The organism is Sphingomonas nostoxanthinifaciens, from assembly GCF_019930585.1.
Taxonomy (GTDB): Bacteria; Pseudomonadota; Alphaproteobacteria; order Sphingomonadales; family Sphingomonadaceae; genus Sphingomonas_I; species Sphingomonas_I nostoxanthinifaciens.
The window spans coordinates 2,344,189-2,366,856 of record NZ_CP082839.1 but is presented as its reverse complement, the minus strand read 5'-3'; the positions used below and the strand labels follow the sequence as shown (position 1 = coordinate 2,366,856).

Annotated in this window: 23 protein-coding genes; 13 read left to right on the top strand and 10 right to left on the bottom strand. The window is 68.7% G+C overall.

What is annotated here, in order from left to right:
- Positions 1 to 5 precede the first annotated feature (5 nt).
- Positions 6 to 836, bottom strand: coding sequence for a tyrosine-type recombinase/integrase (locus K8P63_RS11275; protein WP_223796131.1), 831 nt, complete (start codon positions 834 to 836; stop codon positions 6 to 8).
- 187 nt (positions 837 to 1,023) lie between these two features.
- Between K8P63_RS11275 and K8P63_RS11270 the strand changes: the two genes are divergently transcribed.
- The 9 genes from K8P63_RS11270 to K8P63_RS11230 all read left to right on the top strand — a co-directional run bounded on the left by K8P63_RS11270 (position 1,024) and on the right by K8P63_RS11230 (position 7,854).
- Complete coding sequence (locus K8P63_RS11270) at positions 1,024 to 1,509, top strand: hypothetical protein (protein ID WP_223796130.1); 486 nt, start codon at positions 1,024 to 1,026, stop codon at positions 1,507 to 1,509.
- A 65-nt stretch (positions 1,510 to 1,574) separates the two neighbouring features.
- Positions 1,575 to 2,141 carry a helix-turn-helix domain-containing protein gene (locus tag K8P63_RS11265; RefSeq protein ID WP_223796129.1) on the top strand — a complete coding sequence of 189 codons (567 nt, stop codon included), beginning with the start codon at positions 1,575 to 1,577 and terminating at the stop codon, positions 2,139 to 2,141.
- A gap of 20 nt (positions 2,142 to 2,161) precedes the next feature.
- Entirely contained in the window at positions 2,162 to 2,707 is a 546-nt protein-coding gene (locus K8P63_RS11260; protein ID WP_223796128.1) for a Csu type fimbrial protein, read from the top strand.
- Positions 2,708 to 2,724: 17 nt separating this feature from the next.
- Entirely contained in the window at positions 2,725 to 3,459 is a 735-nt protein-coding gene (locus tag K8P63_RS11255; RefSeq protein ID WP_223796127.1) for a fimbrial biogenesis chaperone, read from the top strand.
- A 91-nt stretch (positions 3,460 to 3,550) separates the two neighbouring features.
- Positions 3,551 to 3,874, top strand: coding sequence for a hypothetical protein (locus K8P63_RS11250; RefSeq protein WP_223796126.1), 324 nt, complete (start codon positions 3,551 to 3,553; stop codon positions 3,872 to 3,874).
- 2 nt (positions 3,875 to 3,876) lie between these two features.
- Positions 3,877 to 5,931, top strand: coding sequence for a fimbria/pilus outer membrane usher protein (locus K8P63_RS11245; RefSeq protein ID WP_223796125.1), 2,055 nt, complete (start codon positions 3,877 to 3,879; stop codon positions 5,929 to 5,931).
- Complete coding sequence (locus K8P63_RS11240) at positions 5,922 to 6,251, top strand: hypothetical protein (protein ID WP_223796124.1); 330 nt, start codon at positions 5,922 to 5,924, stop codon at positions 6,249 to 6,251. The genes K8P63_RS11245 and K8P63_RS11240 overlap by 10 nt, the downstream gene beginning before the upstream one ends.
- Positions 6,251 to 7,228, top strand: coding sequence for a Csu type fimbrial protein (locus K8P63_RS11235; protein ID WP_223796123.1), 978 nt, complete (start codon positions 6,251 to 6,253; stop codon positions 7,226 to 7,228). The genes K8P63_RS11240 and K8P63_RS11235 overlap by 1 nt, the downstream gene beginning before the upstream one ends.
- A 131-nt stretch (positions 7,229 to 7,359) precedes the next feature.
- Positions 7,360 to 7,854: a Csu type fimbrial protein gene (locus tag K8P63_RS11230; protein WP_223796122.1), complete on the top strand. Its 495-nt coding sequence runs from the start codon at positions 7,360 to 7,362 to the stop codon at positions 7,852 to 7,854.
- A 111-nt stretch (positions 7,855 to 7,965) separates the two neighbouring features.
- Here K8P63_RS11230 and ligD read toward each other — a convergent pair whose 3' ends face one another.
- Positions 7,966 to 10,551 (bottom strand): DNA ligase D, encoded by a 2,586-nt coding sequence (ligD, locus tag K8P63_RS11225; RefSeq protein WP_223796121.1) that lies wholly within the window; start codon positions 10,549 to 10,551, stop codon positions 7,966 to 7,968.
- Positions 10,552 to 10,678: 127 nt separating this feature from the next.
- Positions 10,679 to 11,599, bottom strand: coding sequence for a non-homologous end joining protein Ku (ku, locus tag K8P63_RS11220; RefSeq protein WP_223796120.1), 921 nt, complete (start codon positions 11,597 to 11,599; stop codon positions 10,679 to 10,681).
- A gap of 98 nt (positions 11,600 to 11,697) precedes the next feature.
- Here ku and parC point away from each other — a divergent pair, with 98 nt between their 5' ends.
- Together parC and K8P63_RS11210 are read left to right on the top strand one after the other, a co-directional pair.
- Complete coding sequence (parC, locus tag K8P63_RS11215; protein ID WP_223796119.1) at positions 11,698 to 13,965, top strand: DNA topoisomerase IV subunit A; 2,268 nt, start codon at positions 11,698 to 11,700, stop codon at positions 13,963 to 13,965.
- A gap of 25 nt (positions 13,966 to 13,990) precedes the next feature.
- Positions 13,991 to 15,715: a putative bifunctional diguanylate cyclase/phosphodiesterase gene (locus K8P63_RS11210; RefSeq protein WP_223796118.1), complete on the top strand. Its 1,725-nt coding sequence runs from the start codon at positions 13,991 to 13,993 to the stop codon at positions 15,713 to 15,715.
- Here the strand turns inward: K8P63_RS11210 and K8P63_RS11205 are convergent.
- From K8P63_RS11205 to K8P63_RS11190, 4 genes are read right to left on the bottom strand one after another with little or no spacing between them, the layout of a single operon-like run.
- Positions 15,691 to 16,893 (bottom strand): CCA tRNA nucleotidyltransferase, encoded by a 1,203-nt coding sequence (locus K8P63_RS11205; RefSeq protein ID WP_223796117.1) that lies wholly within the window; start codon positions 16,891 to 16,893, stop codon positions 15,691 to 15,693. The genes K8P63_RS11210 and K8P63_RS11205 overlap by 25 nt on opposite strands.
- The gene (locus K8P63_RS11200; RefSeq protein WP_223796116.1) at positions 16,890 to 17,477 is read right to left on the bottom strand and encodes a CoA pyrophosphatase; all 588 of its coding nucleotides are present in this window, start codon (positions 17,475 to 17,477) and stop codon (positions 16,890 to 16,892) included. Before K8P63_RS11200 ends, K8P63_RS11205 begins: the two co-directional genes overlap by 4 nt.
- Complete coding sequence (locus K8P63_RS11195) at positions 17,474 to 18,025, bottom strand: DUF1285 domain-containing protein (protein WP_223796115.1); 552 nt, start codon at positions 18,023 to 18,025, stop codon at positions 17,474 to 17,476. Before K8P63_RS11195 ends, K8P63_RS11200 begins: the two co-directional genes overlap by 4 nt.
- Before the next feature lie 55 nt (positions 18,026 to 18,080).
- Positions 18,081 to 18,596: a GNAT family N-acetyltransferase gene (locus K8P63_RS11190; protein ID WP_223796114.1), complete on the bottom strand. Its 516-nt coding sequence runs from the start codon at positions 18,594 to 18,596 to the stop codon at positions 18,081 to 18,083.
- A gap of 30 nt (positions 18,597 to 18,626) precedes the next feature.
- Between K8P63_RS11190 and K8P63_RS11185 the strand changes: the two genes are divergently transcribed.
- Positions 18,627 to 19,427: an SDR family NAD(P)-dependent oxidoreductase gene (locus tag K8P63_RS11185; protein ID WP_223796113.1), complete on the top strand. Its 801-nt coding sequence runs from the start codon at positions 18,627 to 18,629 to the stop codon at positions 19,425 to 19,427.
- Positions 19,424 to 19,825, top strand: a complete 402-nt coding sequence (locus tag K8P63_RS11180) for a dihydroneopterin aldolase (RefSeq protein WP_223796112.1) — start codon at positions 19,424 to 19,426, stop codon at positions 19,823 to 19,825. Before K8P63_RS11185 ends, K8P63_RS11180 begins: the two co-directional genes overlap by 4 nt.
- A 51-nt stretch (positions 19,826 to 19,876) precedes the next feature.
- Here K8P63_RS11180 and K8P63_RS11175 read toward each other — a convergent pair whose 3' ends face one another.
- The 3 genes from K8P63_RS11175 to fliD all read right to left on the bottom strand — a co-directional run bounded on the left by K8P63_RS11175 (position 19,877) and on the right by fliD (position 22,627).
- Positions 19,877 to 20,137 carry a hypothetical protein gene (locus K8P63_RS11175; RefSeq protein ID WP_223796111.1) on the bottom strand — a complete coding sequence of 87 codons (261 nt, stop codon included), beginning with the start codon at positions 20,135 to 20,137 and terminating at the stop codon, positions 19,877 to 19,879.
- Between the two features lie 97 nt (positions 20,138 to 20,234).
- The gene (locus tag K8P63_RS11170) at positions 20,235 to 20,624 is read right to left on the bottom strand and encodes a flagellar export chaperone FliS (RefSeq protein ID WP_223796110.1); all 390 of its coding nucleotides are present in this window, start codon (positions 20,622 to 20,624) and stop codon (positions 20,235 to 20,237) included.
- On the bottom strand, positions 20,624 to 22,627 hold the full coding sequence (gene fliD / locus K8P63_RS11165; RefSeq protein WP_223796109.1) for a flagellar filament capping protein FliD: 2,004 nt from the start codon (positions 22,625 to 22,627) through the stop codon (positions 20,624 to 20,626). Before fliD ends, K8P63_RS11170 begins: the two co-directional genes overlap by 1 nt.
- Positions 22,628 to 22,668 lie beyond the last annotated feature (41 nt).

Sequence of the window (22,668 nt, the reverse complement as noted above, 5' to 3'; positions counted from 1 at the left end):
AGCGTTTACAACGCCCCGGATATCGATCGACTCACGCTGACAAGGGGGTAAGCCAATGACTTATAATAGAAAGTCGTGTGACACTTTAACCAATTCTGTCTCAATCCGCAATAGGCAGATGTCTTTTCATTGACTTCCAATGAGATAGGCACTGGTTGGATGCCTTCGTCCATAGCCTTACTCGTTTGTTCATCATGTTTACTGCTTCGATCCGCGACCTCGAGCGATGGCCGGGGCGCTTCATCCATTTCGGTTTGAATGCTCCGAACCGGCGCAGGCCGCTCGTCTTCCCACATGCGCGCGGCGATCTCGCGCTCTTCGGGTCCCATCACGCTGGTATAGATCGCGGTGGTCTTGATGTCGGCATGTCCGAGCCAGCGTTGAACCAGGTTCAACGGCACCTGCGACTGGACCGCCCGGACGCCGAAGCCGTGGCGCAGTCCCTTCGGGGTCGCATGGCTGCCATGGACCGCAGCCTCCTCCATCACCTCGCGAATGCGGCGGTAGCCGGTCATGCGCGACCACGGCCAGAGGCGCCCCGAACGCGATACGCCCCTGCCAAGTAACTGTTTCAACTTGGTTAGTAGGCTCGACGGCAAAGGAACGGTGCGGAAGATCTGCTTCCCGCGCTTCTTCAGGCATTCAATGACGACCTGTCGCGCCTCGAAGTCGATATTGGTCGGGCGCAGCGCCAGCGCCTCCGAAATCCGGCAGCCGGTAACGGCCATCAGCCAGCAGAAGCTGTGGACTGCCAGTGGCCGGCGGCGGGCACACGCCAGGAAGGCGTTGGTCTCGTGCCGGGTCAGATATTTTCGCTCGGCGAGGCTGGTGTACATCGTCCGTTCCGACCCGCCGGCTTTCGGTGTCGGCGACGCGACGGCGACGGCGCGCCGGCCGCCGGCCGGCGCCCCGGCCGGCGCTGTTACAGAATTGGTTATTCCGTCTCGGACTCGGCGCGTGGGCACGGCGGGTGACGGGGAGTAGCGTATGCGAGAGAATGAACGTGGGCGAAGCGGCATCCACATGTCCGCGCTGCCGTTCCGCGCGAAAGGGCGATCGGTGCGCCGGGCCGTCCGCGACGGATCCGCTGGCCGAGCCGCGCTGCAGCCCGGCTGGCTGAGCGTCGCGCTCGGCCGACGCAGCCCCGGCACCAAAACCCGTCCGACCCGCAGCCCGCTGGCGATCGCGCGCGCCGCGTCGCCCTATTTGTCATCTCTCTGGGGGATCCAGTCGATGAATTACCAGTTTCCCGCCAATTCCATCAACGCCGAGCATTCGGCGTCCGCGCGATTGATCGAGGCGCAGTCGGCGGGCTTCGGCGCAGATATTGGGCGGGCGGGTCGCGGCGAAGCGCTCTCGCCGGCGTGGCTGTATGCCGATGACGGACGCGATGCCGCGCCGCTCGGGCCGCGTGGCGAACTCCGCTTCTTTCGTGGGGTGATGTTCGTCGCGCCCGGATGCCTGCTGATGTGGGTCGGCATCTACGCGCTCATCCGGTGGCTGGCGTGACATACGCCCTCCGCGCGATGGGTGAGGCTTACGCACCAGCAACGCGATCGTCGCCAGCGGCGCGGTTGCCGCGGCGGCGGCCGGAAGCCGTCGCCTCGCTGTCGCTCGACGACGCGCCCGATCCGTCGCGCGCAGGCAAGCGGGCGGCCGATCGGTCGGCGACGATGGCCGCGGACCTTGGCGTCGACCTGTCGGGCGCGAGGCGCTCGCAACTGGCGGATCTGGCGCTCGAGCTGCGCGGCGCAGTATCGCGCGGCGACGAGGCGGAGCGCCTCGCGACGATCGATCGGGTCGCCGAAGAGCTGTTCAAGCTGTCCGGCGATGCCGTGATCGATGGCGGCCGCGAGGCCTGGATAAAGGTCATCCAGCAGCGCCTCGGCCTCCGCCATCGCCGCGGCGCGGCGCTGCTGGCGCATCTGCTCGATCATCCCAACCAGACGCAAACGCCCGCCGCGATCGCGCGCGCATTGGGCACGAAGGGCACCACCTTCGCTGTCCAGAAGGTCTATGTGCACTGGCTGCGCGTCGCGCTGCGCGAGCGCGGGCTCGGCAATTGCATCGAGACGGTGCATCGGGAGGGATATTACCTGCCGGCGCGCGCCGTGCCGCCGATCCTGGCCCTGCTGGTATGACGCCATGCCCGGCCGCTGGATTGAGCCGGGGCATCCTCGCACTGGCGGCCATGCCTGCCGCGCTGGCCGTTCCCGGCGCCGCATCTGCCGGGACATTGGGAGTCCGTGTCGAGATCCAGCTGCAGGTCACGCCCGGCTGCAGCTTTTCGTCGGGGACGAGCGACGTCGCCATCGCGGATGCGACGCTCAGCTTCGGCTCGGCCACCGCCGAGGGCGACCAGCCCGTCGACAGTAGCGGCGCGTCGGCGTCCGGTGGATCGGTGCTGAGCGTGTCCTGCTCGAACACTTACACGCATGCGGCGGCGCCGAGCGTCACGGTCGATAGCGGCATGCACGGCGAGGGCGGCCAGCGCTACATGACCAGCCCCAGCGGTGCGCGCATCCCGTACCAGCTATTTCAGGATCAGGGCCGCAATATTCCCTACGATCCGACGACGGGGATGCAGTTGGCGATCCCGACCGCGGGATCGGCCGTGCCTATTCCAATCTATGGTCGTGTGACGCGGACTGCCGGTCTGCCCGATGGTCATTACACGGATATTGTCACGCTTACTCTCACTTACTGATCGGGGGATCGGGGCTCGTGCGTACATTGTTGTTTGGCGGCGCTGTGCTTGCAGCGTCGATCGGTACACCATTGCCGGCGGCGTCGCTTCGACTGTCGCCGATCGGCATCGAGATTCCGGCCGCGCAGCGTGCATCGTCGCTGACCGTCGCCAACATCGATCCCGACCCGGTGAGCATCCAGGTTCGCGTCTTCCGCTGGTCCCAGCCCGGCGGCAAGGATCAGCTCGAGCCGGCGACGGACATTATCGTCAGCCCACCGGTCGCGACCATCCCCGGCGGCGCATCCTATACCGTCCGCGTCGCACGGCTGGCGATGCGGCCGATCACCGGCGAGCAAAGCTATCGGCTGGTGATCGACGAGATTCCGAAGCCGTTCGACCCCAACAAGGGCCCGCGCGGCGTCGCGGTGGTGCTGCGGACGTCGATGCCGGTCTTCATCCAGACGGGCGAGGGCGCCAGCCATCTGGTCTGGTCGCTCTGGCAGGATGGCGCTGGCCTCCATGCCGAGGTCAGGAATGATGGCCAGCGCCACGCGCGGATTTCGGCGCTGGCGGTCGACGCGCAGGGCGTGCGGCTCGACGCCGACCAAGGCGGGCTCAATCCCTATGTGCTGACGGGGACGACGCGCCGCTTCGACCTGAAGCCCGCCGCCGGCCAGACCTTGCCGCCGCTGGCCGGCAAGACCGTCGCGCTCACGGCAAAGAACGGAGACGAGCCGATCAAGGAAGCCGCTCTTGTCGGGGCGCGGTGACGATGGCCGTGGCCGCATCGGCGGAATGCGAACGCGACGATGGGGCGCGCTGCTCATGGTCCTGTCCAGCGCACCGGCAGCGGGGGCGGCCGTGGGCAACGACCCGGCGGCCGCCCGCGTGACGAAGACGGAGATGCAGGCGGCGGGAGAGGCAGGCTCGGCCGAGCCGCGACCGCCGCCGAAGCCCGGCGCGCAGCCGGTGCTGATGGTGCTCGACGCGACCGTCAACGGCGTCGAGACAAGCCAGCTGCTCACCGTGCAGCGCCTGCCCGACGGCGCCTTCCTCGGACTGGCCGAGGAGCTTCGCAAGCTTCGGATCAAGCTCGCGCCGGCGACGCGCCCGACGGACTATGTTCCTTTCTCCGAACTGGGCATCGCCGCGCGCTACGACGAGGCGAACAGGCGATCGCGCTGACCGTGCCGGTCGAGCGGCTGCAGACCTATGTCGTCGGTCTCGGCGGCGACCGGACGCCGACCAATCTCGACGCGATCCACTCGCTGTCGGGGGTGCTGCTCAATTACGGGGTCTATGCCCAGCACGTTCCGGGCGCGACGAGCGTGAACGGCAATTTCGAGGCGCTAGCGATGACGCCGGCCGGCGTCGTCACGCTCTCGGGCATCGTCGACAGCCAGCGCAGCTATGGCAGCGGCCATGCGACGCGGCTCGACACAAGCTGGCGGCTGATCGATCCACGCGCCATCCGGTCCTACCTCGTCGGCGACTTCACCAGCAACGCGCTGGCATGGACGAGCAGCGTGCGCCTCGCCGGCTTCCAGATCGCGAGCGCGTTCGACCAGCGGACCGACATCGTCACCACCGCGCTTCCGCAATTTTCGGGGTCGGCGGCGTTGCCGTCGAGCCTCGATCTCTACGTCAACCAGCAGAAGGTCTATTCCGGGCAGGTGCCGTCGGGTCCGTTCGACCTGCGCGCGCTGCCGTTCGTGTCGGGCGGTGACGTCCGCCTCGTCACGACCGACGTCACCGGCCATCAGTTGGAGATCAGGAAGTCATTCTATTACGTCGCCCAGCAGCTTCGTAAGGGCATCCTGCAATATTCGATCGACGTCGGGGCGCCACGTCTCGATTACGGGCTGAAGTCGTTCGACTATGATCGCACGGTCTTCGCCTCGGCGGATGTCCGTTACGGCGTGGACGGCGCGCTCACGGTGGAGGGCCACGCCGAAACGTCGGCCGATGGCCTGGGCGAGGCGGGCTTCGGACTGGTCAAGTCGATCGGCGGCAGGGGCGCGCTGACCGGATCGTTCGCCGCCAGCCGGTATGACGGCCACACCGGCGCCAAATATACGATCGAAGGGCAGGCGCAGGTCGCCGGGCTTCGCCTGTTCGCCGGCACCGAGCGGACGATCGGCCAATATTTCGATCTCGCGCGCGTCTCGATCCTGCGCAGCGCGCGCAGTTCGGGCGCGTCGGCGGCAGACTCGGCCAGCTATGCGGCCAGCGCGCAGGCGACCATCCTCGATCGCGCCGGGCTGTCGTTCACGCCGTGGATCGATCCGACCGCGATCAGCGTCAGCTATAATCGCGTGGTCATGCCCGGATCGACGATGCGGACGGGCAGCCTGTCGCTATCACGCGAGCTTGGCAGCCGGCTCAGCCTCTACGCGAACGGCTTCATGGATTTCGGCAACCAGCGCCGGGTCGGGCTGTTCGCGACGCTCAATCTCCGGCTCGGCCGCAAGGTCAATGTCAGCGGCGGCCTGAACCGCGATGCCGCGCGCACCGGCTATCGCCTGCAGGCCACCAGCGCGACCGGCCAGCGCCAGGGCGATCTTGGCTGGGGCCTGTCCGACGAGGAGTTCGACCACGGCGGGGCGCAGCGCACCGGCTATGTCAGCTATCGCGCGCCGCAGGCGCTCGTCCGGGCGCAGGTCGACGACTATGGCGGCCAATGGCGCGAAAGCGCGCAGATCGAAGGCGCGATCGTCGCCGCGGGCGACGGCGTGTTCGTCGCCAACCGCGTGGGCGATGCCTTCGCGATCGTCCGCAACGCCGGCCCCGGCGTCGAGGTGATGCAGGGCGGCATGCGCATGGGCAAGACCGATGCCGGCGGCCATGCCTTGCTGCCCGAACTGATCCCTTATTACGAGCAGGAGATATTGATCGATCCGACCAGCCTTCCCGACGGGTGGGAGGCCGCCGCTACCCAGCGCACCGCCGTGGCCGGCTATCGCCAGGGCGCGGTGGTCGATTTCGGCGCGCGGCCGGCGCATGGCGCGGTGCTGACGATCGTGCGCCCCGACGGCGCGCCGATCGCCGCCGGCTATACCGTCCGCCTCGACGGGGGCGAGCAGGCGGTGGTCGCCTATGACGGCGAGGTCTATCTGCGAGGGCTGGGCGCACGGAACCGCGTGACCATCGATCTGGGCCCCGAGGGAATCTGCGCGGCCGAATTCGCCTACGACCCGAAGGGGCCGCCCCAGCCGCGGATCGGGCCGCTCACATGCCGATGATCGCGCGCCGCCGCCTCCTGCGCGCCCTGCTCGGTGGCGCTCTCGCCTGGGCCGGTGTGGCCGATGCGCAGGACGTCGTCCCGTCGCGGACTTTGGTGCCGTTGCTTTCGGGCAGCAGCGCATCGCATATGCTGGGCCCGGCCCGGCGCGGATCGCAGGGGCGGCCGCGCCAGATCGGCCGGCTGTTCGTCGAGATCGATCTCGTCTCCGCGTGCGACATCTCCACCGCGCACGGCGCGCCGCTGGTCCATTGCTCGCCCGGCATCCCGTTCGACGTCTCGACCCGCGCCGGATCGGCGCGCGTCGCGGTGACCTATTGATGCGCCTGCTCAACGTCCTCGCCGGCCTGTGCCTGTTCGGCGCGATGCTGCTCGGCGCCGCGCCGGCGGCCGCGCAGACCGCGACGCTGGGGACATGCTCGGCGACCCTGCCGGCGTCGGACGGCAGCTATGTGGACGCCACGCCGCCCCAGGTCGGCATGCAGGTGCAGATCAGCTGCAGCCCCGCGGCATCGTCGGACGCGCAGACGATCGACGTCTGCATGAAGCTGACCGGCGGCGGCTCACGCCAGGCGGTCCGATCGGGCACCAGCGATGCGATCGGCTATACGGTGACCTATCGCGACAATGGCGGCGCGTTCGATGCGATCGCGGACGGCAGTTACGTCCTAACCACGATCGTCGCGCTGTCCGCGACCGCGACGTCGCTGGACACCAGCAGCACGCTGCGCGCCGACCATTTCGCCACCCAGCCGCAGGTCGGGGTCGGGACATATGCCGACCAGCTTGCCGGCGCGATCTATCTGGCGACAGACGGGCATGGCTGCGACGGCAGCACGGGTCGGCTGACCTCGGACGTCGCCTTCACCGGCGCGCTCAGCGTCGTCTACGGGCCGTATTGCAGCATCGCCTCGACCTCGACGGTCGCGTTCGGGACGCTGCCGGGCACCGGCCGGGTTGCCGGCGACGTGGCGGGCCTTGGCGGCGTGTCGGTCGATTGCGTGCGCGGCACCGCCTACACCATCTATCTGGGCGATGGGGCGCATCGGATCGCCGGGGGCAACCGCCAGATGGCGAACGGCGATGCCCTGCTGCCCTATCAATTGTACAAGGACGACGGCACCGTCTGGGACGAAACCGGGATGGATACCGGGATCGTCGGCGGCGCCGGCGGCGTGAGTGCGACCGGCACCGGCAATGCCGTGCTGGCCAGCGTTCATGGCAAGATCGACGACGGCACGCTCCTGCCTGCGACCGGCAGCTACGCGGACACGGTCCGCGTCACTGTCGCATATTGAGATGCGCCTCCACCCCATCCCGGCCCATGCGGATCATCGCGATGGCCGAGATTTCGTCCGGCCGACGACCGTCCGGCGAACGCCCGCTCGCGCGCCCCGCGCCCGCGGTTCCTCAACGCAAAGGATTTGAAATGAAGAAGGTAATTGCGGCGCTCACGATCGCCGGATCAATATTCTCAACCGCCGCCAATGCGGTGTCGGCGACGTCGACGCTCAACATCAGCGCCACCGTCCCCAATAGCTGCACGCTGGCGACCGGGAGCAATGCGGCAGACATGGCTCTGGGCAGCATCGCGCCGGACACGCAGGCGGTTTCCGCGACGGCAACGACGATATCGTTCACCTGCACCAATGGCACCAGCTATTCGGTGACGGCGGACGATGGAGTGAACTCGGTCACCGCGGGTGCACGCCGGATGAAAGGCCTCGTCGCGACCAACTTCCTGGATTACACCCTCTTGCAGGGCACGACCGGCAATGTTGCCTTCGCCAATCTGACGGACCAGACCGCCGACGGCACGCAGAAGGATCTGAGCTTCCGCATCAGCGTCCCGGCTGCGGCGACCGGCACGTACCGGACGGCCGACACCTATTCGGACACCGTCACGCTCAGCATCGCCTATTGATCGCGCGGATCATGTGCGGGGGGCCGCTTCGGAAATGTCGGCGAGCGATGATGCGCGCATCGCCGGTACGTTGGTCGGAGATTCCATCGCGAGGGGGCGGCCCCCTCGCTTCTAGAGGTCGGGCAGGCGCTGCTGCGCGCGGCCCCAGTCGCGCAGCGGCCCGGCGGCGCGATCGAGCAATTCGGCCGCGTCGGCGATGGTGAAGCGCGCGGCGGTGTCGATCGTCTCCAGCTCGTCCCAGCCGACCGGCGCCGCTACCGGTGCGTTGGGCCGCGCCCGCGCGGTATAGGGCATGACCGCGGTCGCGCCACGCTGGTTGCGCAGCCAGTCGAGGAAGATGCGGCCGCGCCGCTCGACCTTCTTCATGTTGGCGGTGAAGCGTTTCGGATGCGCCTCGCTGATCGCGAGCGCGAAGCGGTTGGCGAAATCCTTCACCTCGGGCCATGCCCGGCCGGCGTCGAGCGGCACGACGACGTGGACGCCCTTGCCGCCCGACAGCATCGGCCAGCTCGCCAGCCCCATCTCGCCCAGCACGTCGCGTAACTGCATGGCGGCGTGGCGCACCTCGACGAAGCCCAGCCCCTCGTCGGGATCGAGATCGAACACCAGCCTGTCGGGCTTCTCCACATCGGCGACCTTCGAGCCCCAGCCGTGAAACTCGATCGCGCCCATCTGGACGCAGGTGAGCAGCCCGCGCGCATCGTCGAGATAGAGATAGGGCTCGTCATGCCCGTCCTTCTCGCGGATCGGCACGTGGCGCACGGCATCGCCGAAGCTGCCGGCATCGTGCTTCTGGAAGAAGCATTGCTTGGCGCGCCCCTGCGGGCAGCGGACGAGGCTGGTCGGGCGATCGCCCAGCCAGTCAAGGATCGGATCGGCGAGGCGGGCGTAATAGTCCGCCAGCGCGCCCTTGGTGATGCCGCTCTCCGGATAGATGACGCGATCGGGATTGGTGATCGTGACCCCAGCCATGTCGGGCGTCGTCGCGCTGGGGGCAGGCAGCGGCGTTTCGAGCACCACCTCGGCCTGCGGCTTGTCGTCACGCAGCGCGATGAAGCTCGGGTGGCGCAGCACGCCTTCGTCGGTCACCTCGGTGAAGGCGATCTCGGCGACAAGCTGCGGCGTGATCCAGTGCGCGCCGCGCACCGCCGCGCGCGGCGCCGCGACCGGCGCGGTCTTGCGCGCGAGCGGCGTCATGCGATCGAGCAGCAGGTCGATCGTCTTCATGTCGAAGCCGGTGCCGACCTTGCCGGCATAACGCAGCGCGTCGCCATCGTGCACGCCGAGCAGCAACGACCGGAAACCGCGACCCTTGTCACTCGGCGTCCAGCCGACGATGACGAATTCCTGCCGGCGCAGGCATTTGATCTTGAGCCAGCTCTGGGTGCGGCGGCCGACGCGATAGGGGGCGTCGGCGCGCTTGGAGATGACGCCTTCCATCCCTTCCTTGCACAGCCTTTCGAACAGCTTCTCGCCATTTCCTGTGATATGATCTGAATAATGGAGCGGGGCCACGACACCCTTCAACAGCGCCGCCAGCCGCTCCTTGCGCGCGACATTGGGGAGGGCGGTCAGATCCTCGCCGTCGAGCGACAGCAGGTCGAACGCGAAGTAAGCGAGCGTGCCGCTGCCGTCCTTGAGGCTCGCCTGCAGCGCCTGGAAGCTGGGTCGGCCATCCTTGTCGAGCGCGACGACCTCGCCGTCGATCAGCGCCGCATGGGGCAGGGCCGCCGCGGCGGCGACGACTGGGCCGAACCGATCCGACCAGTCGAGCCCGGTGCGCGTATAGGCTTTGGCCGTGCCGCCGCCGACCGCGATCAGCGTGCGGTAGCCGTCATATTTCACCTCGTGCAGCCATTCCGTGCCGGTCGGGACGTGATCCACCAGCGTGGCGAGTTGGGGTGCCTGGAAGACGGGCATGGCGCTGTTCTTCTCGTCAGCCCGGCGCAGGCCGGGATCCAGGACGGCGGCGTGGTCGCTTTTCCGGGCGCTCCGCGACCTGGATCCCGACGTTCGTCGGGATGACGAAGGAGGGGATGCCACAACTTCCGAAGAACCCAGTGCATCTCCCTGTTTCGACTGCCATTCGCGGGCGCCACCTTTGCCCTGTGCGATCTCCGCCATGGTGCGGCCGGTCGTGACCGAGGTGAGCGCGCGGTCGACCAGATCGCCGCTGCCGCCGGCATGGTCGTCGGCGATCTTCCGCAGCAGCCAGTTTTCGTGCTTCTCGTTCCCGCGCGGCTTCAGCCGGATCATCAGCCATTCGCCCTTCATCCGCGCGCCATCGAGCGTGAAGTGGAGATGACCCTCGGCGAGCGTCTTGCGCGGATCCTTGCCGGGCACCGGCGTCCACGTGCCGCGATCCCACAACATCACCGTGCCGCCGCCATATTGGCCCTTGGGGATCGTGCCCTCGAACGTGGCGTAGGAGAGGGGGTGATCCTCGGTCCGCACCGCCAGCCTCTTGTCGTCGGGATCGAGCGAGGGGCCGCGCGTCACCGCCCAGCTTTTCAGCACGCCGTCGAGTTCCAGCCGAAAATCCCAGTGGAGGCGGGTGGCGTCGTGCTTCTGCACCATGAAGAGGTGGCCGCCGTCGCTGGCGAGCGTGCCGGCGGGCTCGGCCGTCTGGGTGAAGTCGCGCTTGGCGTTGTAGGTCGCGAGCGGATCGGCGGCGGTGGTGGCTGCCTTACGGGCCATCAGCGCTCTCCCGTGGGGAGAGGGTTGGGTGAGGGGGTGCAACGGTGCAGCCGAAGTGCACGCTGGCGACGTGGGAACCCCTCACCCCGACCCTCTCCCTGTGGGAGAGGGAGAGGTTGGGCGAGGATCATCCCGCCGCTCGTTTGCGCGCAGCCGGCTTGCGTGCGGCGGGCTTCGCCGCTGCCTTCTTGGCAGCGGCCGGCTTGGCCGCACGCGTCTTCGTCGGCGCGGGCTCGTCGTCGCCATCATTCGCCGCCGCCTTCCCGCCCTTCTCGAGGCTGCGCTTGAGCGCCGCCATCAGGTCGACCACGTTCGAGCCGCGCGACTGCGCCGCGGGCTCCTCGTCGGCCTCGATCGTCTTGCCCTTGCGCTTGCGCTCGATCAGCTCCTTGAGCGCGTCGACATAGCGGTCGTGATAGTCCGACGCGTCGAACTTGGCGCTCTTCTTCTCGATCAGGGTCGTCGCCAGATCGAGCAGATCCTCTTCAGGCTTGGTGTCGGGAATGTCGCGGAAGTAGCTGACCGCCTTGTTGACTTCATCCGAATAGCGCAGCGTCTCCAGTACCATGCCGCGCCCGCACGGCTTGAGGCTGACGACATATTCGCGGCCGCGCAGCGCGAGCTGGCCGAGCCCGATCTTCTTCTGCCGGCGCAGCGCCTCGTGCAGTACGATGAAGGCCTCCTCGGCCAGATCGTCGGCGGGCACGACATAATAAGGCTTGTCGTAATAGATGGCGTCGATCTCGCTCTGATCGACGAACTGGGTCAGTTCGAGCGTCTTCTTGCTCTCCAGCTTGACCCCCTCGATCTCCTCGTCGTTGAGGAGGACATATTTGCCCTTCTCATATTGGAAACCCTTCACGATCTCCTCGGGATCGACCGGGCCGATGCCGGGCGCGACCTTCTCATATTTGATGCGCTTGCCCGACGGTTCGTGGATCTGGTTGAACGCGATCGACGCGCCGGCGCGCGTGGCCGAGTAGATCTCGACCGGAATGGAGACCAAGGCCAGCCTGATCTGCCCCTGCCAGTAGGCGCGCGCGGCCATGATGCGATCCCCGTCGTTGCGAACGTGAATCAAACCGCGAGATGCGCGGCGGTTCCGGCACTCGCGCTTTGTTCCTGCCGCTGCTAACCGGATCGGCGATGACCGACACATCCGACCAGATCGTCGACGCGCCCTTCGACAGTGCCCTGTCCGAGCGTTACCTCGTCTACGCGCTGTCCACGATCACCGCGCGCTCGCTGCCCGACGTGCGCGACGGGTTGAAGCCGGTCCACCGCCGGCTGTTGTGGGGCATGCGGCTGCTGCGGCTGGATCCGGCGTCGGGGTACAAGAAATGCGCGCGCGTCGTCGGCGACGTGATGGGCAAATATCACCCGCACGGCGATGCCTCGATCTACGATGCGATGGTGCGGCTCGCCCAGCCGTTCGCGTTGCGTTACCCGCTGGTCGACGGGCAGGGCAATTTCGGCAATGTTGACGGCGATAACGCCGCGGCGATGCGCTATACCGAGGCGCGGCTGACGCAGGCGGCGATCCTGCTGATGGAGGGTCTGGACGAGGCGACCGTCGCCTTCCGCCCGACCTACAATGGTGAGGAAGAGGAGCCGGAGGTCTTCCCCGGCCTGTTCCCCAATTTGCTCGCCAACGGCGCCGCCGGCATCGCGGTCGGCATGGCGACATCGATCCCGCCGCACAATCTGGCCGAACTGGTCGATGCCGCCGTCCACCTGATCGACCAGCCCGAGGGCGATCCGCGCGAGTTGATGCGCTTCGTTACCGGACCGGATTTCCCCACCGGCGGCATCGTCGTCGACAGCCCGGCGGCGATCGCCGAGGCCTATGCCACCGGGCGCGGCGGCTTTCGCGTGCGGGCGCGCTGGTCGATCGAGGATCAGGGGCGCGGCACGTGGGTCGCGGTGGTCAGCGAGATCCCGTACCAGGTGCCCAAGGCCAAGCTGATCGAGCAGATCGCCGGCCTCATCAACGACAAGAAATTGCCGATCCTCGCCGACGTGCGCGACGAGAGCGACGCCGCGATCCGCATCGTGCTGGAGCCGCGCAGCCGCACGGTCGATCCGCAGACATTGATGGACAGCCTGTTTCGACTGACCGAGCTCGAAACGCGCGTATCGCTCAACCTCAACGTGCTCGACAAGGAGCGCACGCCGCGCGTCATGTCGCTGAAACAGGCACTTGCAGGCTGGATCGATCACCAGTTCGAGGTTCTGCTCAAGCGCTCGCAGCACCGGATGGACCGGATCGCGGACCGGGTCGAGCTGCTCGACGGCTATCTCGTCACCTATCTGAACCTCGACCGGGTCATTCAGATCATCCGTGAGGAAGACGAGCCAAAGCCCGTGCTGATGGCCGAATTCGAGCTGAGCGACCGACAGGCCGAGGCGATCCTCAACATGCGGCTGCGCTCCTTGCGCAAGCTGGAGGAGATGGAGCTGCGCAAGGAGCGCGCGCAGCTCGACAAGGAAGCGCAGGGACTGGCGGAGCTGATCGGCAGCCCGGCGCGCCAGCGCACGCGGCTCAAGCGCGATCTCGCCAAGCTGCGCGAGCGCTATGCTCCCGAGACCGAGCTTGGCCGCCGCCGCACCACGATCGAGGAGCAGGGGCCGGCGCGCGAAATCCCGCTGGAGGCGATGATCGAGCGCGAGCCGATCACCGTCATCCTGTCGCAGCGCGGCTGGATCCGCGCGATGAAGGGCCATACCGATCTCGCTTCGGCCGAGACGCTGAAGTTCAAGGAGGGCGACGGCCCCGCCTTCGCCTTCCACGCGCAGACCACCGACAAATTGCTGCTGATCGCCGATACGGGCCGCGTGTACACCCTGGGATCCGATCGGCTGCCCGGCGGTCGCGGTTTCGGCGAGCCGGTGCGGCTGATGATCGATCTCGAGGCCGATGCGGGCGTTCTCGCTTTGCTGCCGCTGCGCGCGGAGGAGCGACTGCTGCTGGCGGCGAGCGACGGCAAGGGCTTCGTCGCCGCCGCGCGCGAGATCGTCGCGGAGACGCGCAAGGGGCGGCAGGTGGTCAACGTCCGCGCGGGCGCCAAGCTGAAGGTCGCGCGGCCGATCGCGACCGATCACGATTATGTCGCGGCGATCGGCGACAATCGCAAATTGCTGGTCTTCCCGCTCGCCGAGCTGCCCGAGATGGTGCGCGGGCAGGGGACGCAGATCCAGCGCTATCGCGAAGGTGGCCTCTCCGACGTGGTGACGTTCGTGTTCGCCGCCGGCCTGTCGTGGCCGATGGGCGGCGGTAGCGGACGGGTGCGGACCGAGGCCGATCTCAGCGCGTGGCGCGCGGCGCGCGGCGCGGCCGGCCGGATGCCGCCGACCGGCTTTCCCCGCGACAATCGCTTCGGAAGCCTGACCGAAGTTAGACAAACGGAAGCTTAACCTTTCCGCAGTAGCGAATATTGCGATGTATTACAGTCGGATCAGCCGCGGCGCCTGCGATCCGCCGCGCTGGCGGGCGGCGTTCCCCGCCTGCGCCGCCACAGCCGGCTCCGCAATTTCCGATCTTCGCCAATATTATCTCGATGCGATCCATATCCCCGCCGCGGTGGTGGTCTTGGAAGACAGCGAGCCACGGCTGCGCGCATCCAATGCGGCGTTCGATCGCGCTGTCCTGGGTTCAGCGGCCTCACCCGCGACCGACGTGCTGGCCTTCGCGCTCCAGCGGTTCCTGACCGGCGATGCCGAGCGCGAGGATCTGCTGTGGCAGCAGCCGGGGGTAGGGGGGCGCCACTTCCGGGCACATCTGTCGCGCATGCCGGAATATGGGCCGCACGCCCGGCGCGCGATGCTGAGCCTGGTCGATCGCACCGCCGAGGTCGAGACGGCGCGCTCGCTCCGCGCCGAGATGCTGCACGACAGCCTGACCGGCCTGCCCAATCGCCTTGCGTTCGGCGAGGCGATCGACGCCGCGATCGAGCCCGACGAGGGGCAGGAGACGTTCGCCGTGCTGGCGCTCGATCTCGTCCGCTTCAGCCGCATCAACGAGAGCATCGGCTCGCTGGCGGGCGACGAACTCATCATCACCGTCGCGCGCCGGCTGGTCTCGGCATTGCGCGAGGGCGACATGCTGGCGCGGATCGCCGGCAACGAATTCGGCGTGCTGATGAAGCTGGTCGATGGGCCGGGCGACGCGCTCCATGCCGCGCGCCGGCTGCAGGCGACGCTGGCGACGCCGGTCCGCCTCAACCAGCTCGACATCCGGGTCGACTGCGCGGTCGGCTGCGCGATGCTGAACGATCGCGCGCCGACCTCCGCCGACATCGTCCGCAACGCACAGGTCGCGCTCAAGCGCGCCAAGAAGACCGGTCGCGTCGAGGTCTACCAGCCCGAGCAGATCAACCAGGCGCGCCGCCGCTTCAGCCTGGAAACGGACCTCCGCAGTGCGATCGACAATGGCGACCTGCGACTGGTCTTCCAGCCGCTCGTCTGCCTCGAAAGCAACGCCGTTTCAGGTTTCGAGGCATTGGCGCGCTGGACGCATCCCGAGCATGGCGAGATCGCGCCGACCGAGTTCATCTCGGTGGCGGAGGATTGCGGCCTGATCGTGCCGCTCGGCCGCTGGGCGCTCGGCGCCGCCGCGCGCACCGTGGCGCAGTGGGACGCGGCAGCGGGGAGACGCCTGCCGGTCCGCGTCGCGGTCAACGTCTCGGCGGTGCAGCTGGCGCGCGATTCGCTCACCGACGCGGTGGCGAGCGCAATCGATGCCGCCGGCATCGGCGGCGACCGGCTGACGCTGGAGCTGACCGAAAGCTCGATCGTCGACGATCCCGATGGCGCCAACCGCGTGCTGAGCGCGCTGCACGAGCAGGGCTGTCGCGTGGCGATGGATGATTTCGGCACCGGCTTCTCCAGCCTCGCCTCGTTGCAGAAACTGCCGATCGACATCCTCAAGATCGACCGCAGCTTCGTCGCCGACATGCGCACCAACCGCGATTCGGTGGCGATCATCCGTGCCGTGCTGGGTCTCGCGCAGGCGCTCGCAATGTCCACCATCGCCGAGGGCATCGAGGATGCCGAGACGGCGCGGACGCTGGCGATGCTCGGCTGCACCACCGGCCAGGGCTATCATTTCGCGCGGCCGCTGGCGGCGGACGCCGCGCTGGCTCACCTGCTCGCGTCGACCGCCTGAGCCACGCGCTCGCGCGCGATCGCCAGCACGCGATCGACATCGGGAAAGCCCTCCGCGATCCATTGGCGCTCGATCGCCTGCAGCGTCGCCGCGACGAGCGGTCCGGCCGACAATCCCATGCCGACCAGCTCGCCGCCTTTCAGGGGCAATGACGGCGGCGTCCAGCCGGCCAGCGCCGCCAGCCCATGGCTCGGGTCGTCGGCGCGCAGCAGCAGCCGGTCGCGCGCGCCCTCGCTGCCGATGCGGTGGGCGAGCGCCTGCGGCGTCGCGCCGAGATCGGCGTCGGCAGCGACGACGAGGCGCTTGCGCTGGGCGTTGGAAAGGCGGAGCCGCGCCGCGACGCCGTCGACCAACGATGGGTCGGCTGGGAGCAACGCGGACAGACGGCGCAGCGCATCGCCGGGCGGGGCGAGCGCCTGTTCGCGGGCCACCAGCCGTTCGAGCCGCTCTACGCCGTCCGCGTCGATCTCGGGCAGGATCGGCGCGAGGATGCCGTGCCGCGCCATCGTCGCGATCGTCGGGGTGGGATCGTCCACCGCCAGCAGCTTGAGCATCTCCTGCGCGATCCGCTCGCGCGAGAGCGTCATCAGATCGTTGGCGCGCGCGGTGCAGGCGTCGAGCCCCGGCGCATCGGGCGCGCCGCGACCGAAACGGGCGTGGAAGCGGAAGAAGCGCAGGATCCGCAGATGATCCTCGGCGATGCGCCGGAGCGGATCGCCAATGAAGCGCACCCGGCCGGCCGCGACGTCGTCGAGACCGCCGAAATAATCGTGGATGGTGCGCGCGAGCGGATCGGCCGAGAGCGCATTGATCGTGAAGTCCCGCCGCGCGGCATCCTCCTGCCAGTCGTCGGTGAAGGCGACTTCGGCGTGGCGGCCGTCGGTCGAGACGTCGCGGCGCAGCGTCGTCACCTCGACCGGGCCGTCGGGCAGGACGGCGGTGATCGTGCCGTGGCGGATGCCGGTCGGCACCGCGCGGAAGCCGGCGGCGCGGATGCGCTGCTTCACCGTCTCGGGCACGAGGCAGGTGGCGAGATCGATGTCGGCGACCGGCAGGCCCAGCAACGTGTCGCGCACCGCGCCGCCGACGTAGCGCACGTGGCCATCCCGCGCGCCGAGCGCGTCGGCCAGCCGCGCGAGGCTGGGACGGGCGGCCCAATCGGCGGCGGGCAGGATCATGCGAAATTCGCCAGCCGCTGCGACAGATCGACGATCAAGGCGGCGGTGATGCCCCAGATGCGCCGTTCCTGCCATTGTATCTCGTGAAAGCGCCGCTCGCGCCCGCCGAAGGTGGCGCTGCGCTCGACCTGGTTGGCGGCGGCGGTGACGAAGGCGAGCGGCACCTCAAACACTGCCGCAACCTCTGCCTCGGACGGCATCAGCGCGAGATCGGGCGGCACGACGCCGACCACCGGCACGATCGCGTAGCCCGATCCGGTGAGATAGGGATCGGCGGTGCCGACGATCTCGACCGATGCGGGATCGAGCGCGATCTCCTCCTGCGCCTCGCGCAATGCGGCGGCCACCGGCGAAGGGTCGCCGGGGTCGATCCGGCCGCCGGGAAAGGAAATCTGGCCGGCATGGCGGCGCAGGTGCGGCTGGCGCAGCGTCAGGATCACACCCGGCTCGGGCCGGTCGGTGATCGCGATCAGCACCGCCGCCGGCGTGGGTTCGCCGGGAAAGTCCAGGTCGTCGCGGCCCATCACGACCCGATGCGCGGCATCATCCAGGGCGGTACGCAGCCGCTGCGCCAGCATCGTCATCCGGCCAGCGCCATGAATGAACCGTCCGACCACAGGCCGAGCGGATCATGCCCCTCGGCGATGGCGAACTCCGCGAGCTCGTAGAAGACCGGGCGTGCGACCAGCGCCTCGAGCCCATCGCGCACGGCGAGATAAGGGATGCCGTCCCGCATCGTCAGCAAATGGTCCGGCCCGGCGATCACCCACTCGTCGGTGTTGAGGCGAAAGGCGATGCGTCGCGCGACACCGTCGCCTTCGCTCCTGGCCTCGACGGCGACGAAGGCGGCATCCTCGACCGCGATGTCGAGCTTCTCGGCCGGCGTGACGAGGACGTGGCTGCCGTCCGCCTCGCGCCGCAGGATGGTCGCGAACAGACGCACCATCGCCGGGCGGCGGATCGGCGCGCCCTCGTGATACCAGGTGCCGTCGCGGGCGATGCGCATGTGGCTGTCGCCGCAATGCGTCGGGTTCCACGCGGCCACCGGCGGCAGCCGCCGCTCCGCCACGTCGCGCGCGATCTCGGCCAGCGCGAGGCCTGACGGATCAAGGGGAGGTGCGGTCTCCGGCATCGCCGCTGGCGTTAGCGCCTTTGCGCGGTGCGCGTCACCCCCGCACGACCCGCGATCAGCGGCGGGGGGTGAGCATGCCGGTGGCGGGCAGCGTGCGCCCGTGGGTGCGGGCGAGCAGCCGGTGGCGCTCGACCGGGCCGGGCACCTGCCAACCTCCGGTCGCCGCGTCGCTGAAGCCGAAGAAACGGCCATAATATTCGGGATCGCCGATCAGGACGAGCGGGTCGCCGCCCTCGGCGCGCGCGATCATCTCGTTCATCAGCGCGCGGCCGAGCCCGCTGCCCTGGCGTTCGGGCGCGATCGCGACCGGGCCGACCAGCACCAGGGGCGTCTGCGCGCCGTCGGCGGCGGTGAGCGCCACCGGCCAGCTTTGCAGCGAACCGGCCAGCTTGCCATGCTCGTCCAGCGCCGCCAGCGACAGCCGCGCGATCGGATGCATGCCGGCGCGGATGCGATAGGCGGTCCGGCGGTGGCGATCGATCCCGAACGCGGTGTCGAGCAGCCGCTCGACATCCAGCGGATGCGCGCGGTCCAGCGGGACGATCTCGGGCAAGGCGATGCTGTGGGCCATGAACGCGCGCGCCCTTAGCGGTTGTCGCGCGTGAGCGCCACGGCTAACGCCGCCGCCATGACGCCCGAATTCGGATCCCCGCGCACCGCGATCGTCACGGGCGGCGCCCGACGGCTGGGCAAGGTGTTCGCGCGCGCGCTCGCCGCCGACGGCTGGACGCTGCTGATCCACTATCACGAGTCCGCCGGCGAGGCGGAGGCGCTGGCGGCCGAGATCGGCAGCGGCGCACGCACGGTGCAGGCCGATCTTTCCAGCGTCGAGGGGCCGGCGCAGGTGATCGCGGCGCTTGCCGGCATGCCGCCCGCCGCGATGCTGGTGAACAGCGCCTCGCGCTTCGCCGAGGACGGGTTCGGCACGATGACGGCGGCGAGCTTCGACGCGCATGTCAGCGCCAACGTGCGCGGCCCGGCCTTGCTCACCCAGGCCTTCGCGGCGGCGGTGCAGGCCGGAGCCGGCGCACTGGTGGTCAATCTGCTCGACGCCAAGCTCGCCCAGCCCAACCCCGATTTCTACAGCTACACGCTGTCGAAGATCGCGCTGGCGGGTGTGACCGAGCTGTCGGCACGCGTGCTGGCGGGGCGCGGCATCCGCGTCTGCGGGATCGCGCCGGCGGTGACATTGGTCTCGGGCAAACAGACGCGCGAGGATTTCGAGGCGGTCCACCGCATGAACGCGCTCGGCCGGGGGGTCGAGGCGGACGATCTGGTCGCGGCGCTCCGTTTCATCGTCGCCAGCCCGCGGCTTACCGGCCAGACCATCACCGTCGATGCGGGCCAACGCTTCCTCGCGCTGCCGCGCGACGTCCAGTATATGAAACAGGATCAGGCATGACCGAGATACCACGCCTCGACGGGCTGGTGCCCGATGCGCTCGCACCGCGGACGCATCGCGTCTTCCTGCGGGGCTACGACGTGCCGATCGATATCGGCTTCCACGATTTCGAGGTGGGCACGCCGCAGCGCGTGCTGGTGACGGTGGAGGTGTTGCTGGACGCCGCCGCCTTTGCCGCGACCGACGAGGTGGCGGCGGCGTGGAACTACGATTTCCTGCGGACCGAGATCGGCCGCATCGCGCGTTCCCGCCGCTTCAACCTGCAGGAGACCTTCGTGCGCGAGGTCTATGCCTCGATCGCGGCACGGCATGGCGTGACGGGCCTGCGCGTGTCGGCGTGCAAGCCCGACATTTATCCCGATTGCGAGGCCGTCGGGGTCGAGCTGTCGTCGTTCTGAGGCCCTGACCGATCCAGGCTGGTCGGCCCGGATCGATCGGGTCCAGGCCGGTCAGGCGATGGCGTGGATCGCCTGCGCCGCGCCGGCGATGATCGCCGCCCACAGCGCCGCCGTCGTCACCACGATGAACGCGAGCGTCCGGCGCGGGGACCATTTCTCGATGTCCTGCATCGCGCCCAACTGGGCGTGACGCTCGATCCGATCCTGCAGGATGCGGGCGGGCGAGGCGATCGCCGTGGCACCGTCGGCGCTGCGCGGGGCAGGCCGGGCGTTGGATGTTTCATAGTCCGGGCGAAGTTTTGCGAGCGGCATTGGGCACCTCCAGCTCGTCTGATGCGCCCGTCATCGTTACGGGCTGTTCAAAACCTCTGGTTTACGCCCGGTTCACCCTAATGGCGTCGTTTGGAGGTCAGCCGATCGAAGACCACGCGCCGGCGATCTCGCCGAGCATGGTACGCGCTTCGTCGAGCGTGGCGGCGCGTTCGGGGCCATAGGTCGCGATCAGCCGGCTGGATTGGCGATAGACCCGGCCGAGGTTGCGGGCGATGTCGCCGCCGCGCTGGCGATCGAGCCCGGCCTCGAGCCCCTGGATGATCGAGACGACCTGCGACTGGACGCCGCCATGGCGCATGGTGGTGCCGGTGCGTTCGGCCGCGCGCAGCGTGTCCAGCCCTTTGAGCAGCTCGTCGAACAGGATGGCGACGAGGCCGTGGGGCGACGCGCCTTCGATGCGCGCCTGGACATCGACGTCGCGATAGCGGCCGGCCGGAGCGCCGTAACGGGAAGGGGCGCCGAACATCAGTTGGTGCTCTTGGTCCAGACGGCCACCTGCTGCGTCAGGTAGCTCTTGATCGAGTTGTAGTTGGACACGCGGGTGGTCATCGCCGTGAACTGGGTGGTGAGCTGCGCCGAATAGGCATCCTCGCTGGCCTGCAGCGTAGTGCGTTGCGTGGCGAGATCCTTCTGGGTGTCGGTCAGCTGCGTGCTGAGCGTATCGAGCGCGCCGTTGGTGGCGCGCAGCGCGTCGCGGATCGCCTTGAGCGCTCCGCCCAGGCCGGGATCGACCGTGATCGTCGCGCTGGCGACGTCGCCCTGCGGTTCGATCACCAGCCCGCTCGCGCTGGAGGTGACCGAGGCATAGACGGTCGAGCCGGTCGTGATGCCCTTGGTGGTGCCGAACGTCGCCTGCGCCGACGACGTGCTGGTCTGCGCCGTCACGCCGCTGACCGCATAGGTGCCGGGCGCGACCGCGCCCATCGCGCTCGTGATCTTGATGAGCGGGCTGCTGCTGTGCTGGGTCGGGTTGAACATCGCCTCGACCGCGTCGGGATAATTCTGGAGCGCGGTGGTGAGCGTGGCCGAGTTGAGCGACAGCGTGCCGTCGAGGTTGGTCGAGACGCCGATCTCGGCGAGGCTCGATGGGCCGCCCGACGAGTTGAGGACGGTGGAACTCAGCTTGGCGAGCTGGTTCATCATCTGCTGGATGGCGGTATTGCCGTAGAGCGGGCCGGCGGCGGCGGAGGCGGTGGGCGCGGCGGTGGCCGTGGCGATCTCCGCCTTCATCGTGTTGTAGGCGCCGACGAAGTCGCTTACCGCCTGGCTGATCGCCGCGGTGGGGACCGAGGCGCTGAGCGATATGGTGGTGCCGGGTTTGGCGGCGACCAGGCTGAGCGTCACGCCGGGGACGACGTCGGACACCGTGTTCGTCGCACGCGTGATGTTGACGCCATCCATGCGGATGATCGCGTCCTGCGCCGCCTGCGCGGTGGTCATGCCGGTCGTGCTGGTCGTGCCGTAGGCGAAGCGCGACAGGCCCGCCTGCGCATCGGAAGCGGGCGCCAGCGTGAATGACGGCGTGCTGCCGTCGGTGTTGGTCACCTCCAGATGCGCGCCGTTGCTGTCGGTGACGACATTGGCGGTGAGGCCGAGGCCGGCGCCGGTGATCGCGCTCGCCAGCCCATTGAGATTGTCGTTGCTGCTGTCGATCGTCAGCGTTTTTGACGTGCCGCCGTTGGTCAGCGTGAAGCTGCCCTGGCCGACCGACGCCGTAGTCGCGTCGGTGAGCGAAGCCGAACTGACCGTGCTTCCCGAGAGCGTCATGCCGCTTGCACCGCTGGTGAAGCGCTGCAGGCTCGCATCCGCGCCCGCACTGGCGGTCAGCGTGAAGGCGTTCGCCGCGCCGGTCGCGCCCTTCAGCACGAGGCGCGCGCCGGTCGAGTCCGTGACGATGCTGGCGGTGACGCCGCTCGATGTCGCGTTGATCGCGCGGGCGAGGCCGGCAAGCGTGTTGTTGGTCGAGTCGATCGTGACCGTGAAGTTGGTCGTGCCGTTGTTGAGCGTGAGCGTGCCGGTGCCGATCGCGCTGCCGCTGTTGGTGAGGTAGGCGGAGACGAGGCTCTGCGCCTGCGCGATCTGCCGCACCTCGATCTGCGACGAGAGGTTGGAGATGCTCGCGCCGGCCTGCGCGGTGGCGGTCAGGACCGTGCTGTCGGAGCTCGTGACCTGCGTGTTCAGCGTACCGCCCGAGACCAGGCTCGAGAGCGCGGACGCGAACGAATCGATGCCGCCGGTCAGCGTGCCGAGCGAGCTGATCTGCGCGGTGTTGTTGGTTTCCTTGGTGCTGAGCGCCTGCTCCTTGGCGGAGAAGGTGGCCTGCGTCAGGTTGGTCGTGAGCGACGAGGTGTCGATGCCCGATCCCGCATTCAGCGAGGTCAGGATCGAACTGCCGGCCGACGCGAGCGTCGACGTGGTCGTCGCCGCGGCGGTGCTGCTGGTGGCTGTGGTGCTGCTCGTCGTGGTCATGGCTGTGTCCGGTTAACGGCGGCGCACGGCGCGCGTTAAGT